Origin of the sequence: Massilia sp. TWR1-2-2 (assembly GCF_049897565.1) — a bacterium.
Classification (GTDB): Bacteria; Pseudomonadota; Gammaproteobacteria; order Burkholderiales; family Burkholderiaceae_D; genus JAFCUW01.
The window spans coordinates 1-5,389 of record NZ_JAFCWM010000070.1 but is presented as its reverse complement, the minus strand read 5'-3'; the positions used below and the strand labels follow the sequence as shown (position 1 = coordinate 5,389).

At 66.2% G+C, this 5,389-nt stretch carries 4 protein-coding genes; 3 read left to right on the top strand and 1 reads right to left on the bottom strand.

The features are described from left to right. Positions 1–155 precede the first annotated feature (155 nt). Positions 156–857, bottom strand: a complete 702-nt coding sequence (locus ACP7DD_RS26260; protein WP_426178309.1) for a pirin family protein — start codon at positions 855–857, stop codon at positions 156–158. 131 nt (positions 858–988) lie between these two features. On the opposite strand from ACP7DD_RS26260, the gene ACP7DD_RS26255 reads away from it, so the two are divergent. The 3 genes from ACP7DD_RS26255 (at position 989) to ACP7DD_RS26245 (ending at position 5,188) form a co-directional block, all read left to right on the top strand. After that, positions 989–1,936 carry a LysR family transcriptional regulator gene (locus tag ACP7DD_RS26255; RefSeq protein ID WP_426178307.1) on the top strand — a complete coding sequence of 316 codons (948 nt, stop codon included), beginning with the start codon at positions 989–991 and terminating at the stop codon, positions 1,934–1,936. A gap of 92 nt (positions 1,937–2,028) precedes the next feature. Continuing rightward, positions 2,029–3,021 (top strand): EAL and HDOD domain-containing protein, encoded by a 993-nt coding sequence (locus ACP7DD_RS26250; RefSeq protein WP_426178305.1) that lies wholly within the window; start codon positions 2,029–2,031, stop codon positions 3,019–3,021. After that, positions 3,014–5,188, top strand: coding sequence for a putative bifunctional diguanylate cyclase/phosphodiesterase (locus tag ACP7DD_RS26245; protein ID WP_426178303.1), 2,175 nt, complete (start codon positions 3,014–3,016; stop codon positions 5,186–5,188). Before ACP7DD_RS26250 ends, ACP7DD_RS26245 begins: the two co-directional genes overlap by 8 nt. The last annotated feature ends 201 nt before the right edge of the window (positions 5,189–5,389 follow it).

The following is a 5,389-nucleotide window of genomic DNA, read 5'->3' as shown; positions in this document are numbered from 1 at the left end:
TCAATAACCAGTGGGAGGGCATCGGACAGCATCAGCCAGAAAGTTAACACTTCGGCCGAAAGTTTACAACAAGAAAATGCGACTAAAGCTTAACTTAGCGGCATTAGGGTCTGACCCCGGTCGACTTGGTACCGGTCCACTTAGTACCGGTCCACTTAGTACGGCAGGTCGAACACCAGCACTTCGGCGCGGAGCGCTTCTTCCAGCCGGATCGACGTCTCGGCGCGGATCTTCAACGCGTCGCCGGACTCGAGCGATACGCCGTTGACGCTGACCTGGCCGCGGACCACGTGGACGTAGGCGGTGCGGCCGGCGCTCAGCGGATGCTCGAGCACGTCGCCAGGCGCCGGGATGGCGGCATAGATCGCCGCGTCCTGGTGGATCAGCACCGAGCCGTCGCGCCCGTCGCTCGACGCCACCAGGCGCATCTGGCCGCGCTTCGTTTCCGGCGCGAAGTGCTTTTCCTCGTAGCCCGGATCGATGCCGGTCACGTTCGGCTGGATCCAGATCTGCAGGAAATGCACCGGCTCGGTTTTCGACCCGTTGAACTCGCTGTGGCGCACGCCGCTGCCGGCGCTCATGCGCTGGACGTCGCCATAATGCAGCACGGAACCGGTGCCGATGCTGTCCTTGTGTTCGAGCGCGCCGTCGAGCACGTACGAAATGATCTCCATGTCGCGGTGGCCGTGGGTGCCGAAACCCTGGCCTGGCGCCACACGGTCTTCATTGATGACCAGCAGCGGGCCGAAGCCAGTGTGCTCCGGATCGCGATAGTCACCAAACGAGAACGTATGCTTCGATTGCAGCCAGCCGTGGTTGGCGTCGCCGCGATGGTGGCTTTTACGAACTTCTAACACGATGGACTCCGTTTCGTTATGGTGAGTGTGCGATAATTTCGATGTACCTGCTGCACCGACGAATCCAGTATATTCCCCTGGCGATGATTTGAAAAACGGAAAATATCGAACTCTATGATCGAAAATTTCGAATGCTAAAACTGAGCCTGGATGCCCTGCAGATTGTCGACGCCATCGACCGCCGCGGTTCCTTCGCCAAGGCGGCGCAGGAACTGTATAAGGTGCCGTCGACCATTTCCTACACCGTCGGCAAGCTCGAAGACGCCCTCGGGCTGCAAGTGTTCGAGCGCAACGGTCCGCGCATCGTCCTGACGGCCGCCGGGCGCGAACTGCTCAAGGAAGGGCGCTACCTGCTCAAGGCCGCGCTCGACCTGGAACAGCGCGTCAAGCGGGTAGCGTCCGGCTGGGAGACCGAACTGGCGATCTGCATGGATTCGATGTTTTCGCCGCTGGCGCTCTCAAGCGATATCGCCGCGTTCTACCAGGCGGCGCCGCGAACGCGCTTGCGCCTGGTGCAGGAGACGCTGTCGGGCCCGTGGGAAGCGCTGCTCGACCGGCGCGTCGACCTGCTCGTCGGCGTGGCCGGCGAAGGACCGGCAGGCGGCGGCTACGTCGTGCGCCCGATCGGGCAGATGCGTTTCGTGTTCGCCGTGGCGCCCGCTCACCCGCTGGCGGCGTGGGACCGGCCGCTCGGTCGCGTCGACCTGCAAGACCAGCGCGCCATCGTCGTTGCCGACTCGGCGCGCAACATGGCGCCGCGCACGGTCGGCCTGCTGCTCGGCCAGGACGCGCTGACGGTGCCGACCATGCAGCTGAAGTACCAGTTACAACTGGCGGGCCTCGGCTTCGGTTTCCTGCCCGAGCCGTGTGCGCGCGCTGCCATCGCCGCCGGGCTGCTGGTCGAAAAACCGGTCGAGGAAGCGCGCGCGGCCGAGACGTTTTACGTCGCCTGGCGCAGCGGCGACGACGGCGCCGCGCTACGCTGGTGGCGCGAGCGCATGCAGCGCGCCGGCCTGTTCGCCACCCTGTGCCAATCGTTACCTGGCGCGGCGAGCGCGGAAACAATCGTATCTGACTGACAAGATGTGCACAAACGCATTCGGAATGTTGGCTTAAACCAATACTTTCGGGGTAACATAGCTTCTGACTGTATTGATTTGGCAAGCAAACAATGACTTCTTCGACATCCGCTGCGCTGCTGTTTTTTCATGTCTTGGCAGCGCGAAACGGTAAGCCATCGGGCCTGCTGATCGAAGTCGGCGCGGGCGAGCTCGCGTCGGTACTGGCGCAAGCCGAGGGCGAGCCGCTCCGCGGCCTGGCCGGCAGCCTGGCGTGCTATTACCCTCTGCTCGCCGATGCGCAGCTCGCCGCCGCCTGCCAGCGGGCCGGCTGGCGCGAGATGCCGGCCGGCGCATTGTGCCGCGCCGACGAACGCCTTTCCAGCGACTTCCTGCCGCCCGCCGCCAAGTGGGTCGATGGCAACTGGTGCATGGCGCCGCCGGCCAAGGCCACCGGCGCGCAAGCGGCGTCGCGCGCACACGCGCTGCAGATGGTGCAGCTGGTCGCCGCCGACGCCGACACCCACGAAATCGAAACGCTGCTGCGGCGCGACCCGACCCTGTCGTACAACCTGCTGCGGCTGGTCAATTCGCTCGGCATGGGCACCGGCCGGCGCATCACCAGCTTTTCGCAGGCGCTGCTGATCCTCGGGCGCCAGCAGCTGCGGCGCTGGCTCAACCTGATGCTGTTCGCCGCGCGCCAGAACGACGAGCGCTCGGCGATGCTGCTCGCGCGCGTGGCGATGCGTTCGCGCGCGCTCGAACTGCTGGCCAAGTCGCGAGGGCTCGACAAGAACACCCAGGAGCAGGGCTTCATGACCGGCATGTTTTCGCTGCTCGGCGTGTTATTCGGCATTCCGCTGACCGAAGTGCTGGCGCCGCTGGCGCTGGGCGAAGCGGTGCACGCGGCGCTGCTGCGGCGCGAGGGCGACCTCGGCGCCTTGCTGATGCTGTTCGAGACGGCCGAGCGGGGCGACCTCGATGGCGTCGCCGCGCAGCTGCACGCGCTGCAGATCGCGCACGAAGAATTCAACCAGGCGATCGTCGACGCGGCCAGCTGGATGCAGGGCGCGCTGCGCGAGAGCCAGGGCCCGTCGAATGGGTGAATCGGCGCTCGACCGCTGTGTGGCACTGGCGCGTGCGGCGCGCTCGCTGCAGGGCACGGCGCTGGCGGCCACGCTGGCCGAGCTGGAGGCCATGCTGGCCATCGCGCAGGTCGCAGCAGGCACGGCGCCGGCCGTCGCCCAGGCCAGGGTTGACTCCGCCGAGCTGGCGCTCGACCTGGCCGGCTACCTGACCGGCTGGAACAGCGCCGCCGAGGAACTGTTCGGCTACACGTGCGAGGAGGCGCTCGGCCGCCACGCGCTGTTTCTCGAAACCGACAGTGGCGACGATCCGGACCTGGCCCTGCTGTGCACGGAGCAGGGCGGCGCGCTCGTCGAAGTCAGCCGCCGCAAGAAGAGCGGCGACGTGATCCGCGTGGCGATGTCGCTGTCGATGATCTTTGACGACGGTGGCGAAGCGGCCGGCATGCGCGTGCGGATGGCGCCGCTGGCCGAGCCCCTCAGCGAGCAGGACAAGGTGCATCTGCACGCGCGCATCATCGAAGACAGCGACCAGGGCGTGCTGATCACCGACGCGCGCGAGCGCATCGTCTCGATCAACGGCGCCTTTACCCGCATCACCGGCTACACGCAGGCCGAGACGATCGGCCAGACGCCCGACCTGCTGCGCTCCGGCGTGCACGACGCCGAGCTGCACGCCAAGGTGCGCGCCGCGATGCGGGGGCACGGCCCGTGGCGCGGCGAGATCGTCGGCAAGCGCAAGAACGGCGAATTGTTCCCGCAGTCGGTGACGATCAGCGTGGTGCGCGACGCCGTCGGCGACATTACCCACACCTTCTCGCTGTTTTCCGACATCACCGTGCACAAGGACGCCGAAGCGCGCATGCAGCGCATGGCCAACTACGACAGCCTGACCGGGCTGCCGAACCGCAGCCTGTTCAACCACCTGGTCGACCAGATGCTCAGCGAAGCGCGGCGCGACAACGAATACGGCGCGCTGCTGGTCATTGAAGTGGACCGCATCGGCGCCGTCAGCGACACGCTCGGCCACGACATCGCCAGCCAGCTACTGTCGGAGATCGGCCGCTCGTTCCGCCTCGCCTTGCGCGACGCCGACATCCTCGCGCGCATCGACGGCAGCAAGTTCGCCGTCGCGCTGCCGCGCATCGAAAAGCGCGAGCACGCCGGCATCGTCGCCCAGAAGCTGCTCGCCACGCTGGCGCAGCCGATCGTCGTCGGCGCGCACAGCCTGCGCGTCGGCGCCCACATCGGCATCGGCGTTTATCTCGAAGACAGCACCGACACCGCCTCGCTGATGCGCTACGCTGAAGTGGCGATGGCCAAGGTGGAGCCGGGTTCGGACGACCGCTTCCTGTTCTACAGCGAGGAGATGGACCAGCGCGCGAAGGACCACCTGCGCCTCGAAACCGAGCTGCGCGCCGCGCTGGTGAACGAGCAGCTCGAGCTGCACTACCAGCCGAAGGTGAGCCTGCGCAGCGGGCGCATCGTCGGCGCCGAAGCGCTGGTGCGCTGGCGCCATCCCGAGCGCGGCATGGTGTCGCCGGCCGAATTCATCCCGCTGGCCGAAGAAACCGGCCTGATTTTCGAGATCGGCGGCTGGGTGCTGGAAGAAGCGTGCCGCCAGATCCGCGCGTGGAAGGATGCCGGCCTGGCGATGCCGCCGGTGGCGGTGAACCTGTCGGCGCGCCAGTTCGACCGGCGCCTGCCGTCGCGCATCCTGGCCGTACTGGACCGCCACGGCGTGCTGCCCGAGCAGATCATGCTCGAGATCACCGAGAGCCTGCTGGTGGGCGGCGCCGACAACGTCATCGCCATCATGAACGAGCTGGTGGCGATGGGCCTGGCGCTGGCGCTGGACGACTTCGGCACTGGCTACTCGAGCCTGGCCTACCTGAAGAAATTCCCGATCAGTACGCTCAAGATCGACCGCTCGTTCGTCATCGGCTTGCCCGACGAGGAGAACGACTGCGCCATCGCCCGCGCGATCGTGACGATGGCGCAGCAGCTGCGCCAGGAGATCGTCGCCGAAGGTGTCGAGACGCCTGAGCAGATGGCCTTCCTGCGCGACCTTGGCTGCGACCAGCTGCAGGGCTACCTGTTCAGTCCGGCGGTGACGGCGGTCGAATTTGCCCGCATGCTGCGCGACGGCGAGCGCCTGATGGTCGGCCGCACCACCGCCACCGCCTAGCAGCCTGTCGGACTTGAAGTTTTGCGCTTGTTGCGCGTGACGTTTCTGCGGAGTTGGCGTTATTTTTTTAATCGCCGACCGTGTTGGTCACCGAAATGGACGTTCCGGCGCCTTTCGCGGATACTGGTGCGGTCTTTTTTCAGCGATCGCCTCCCTTTGGACACTTCAGGCCATGTTCAATGCGTTCATTCGCTTGATGTT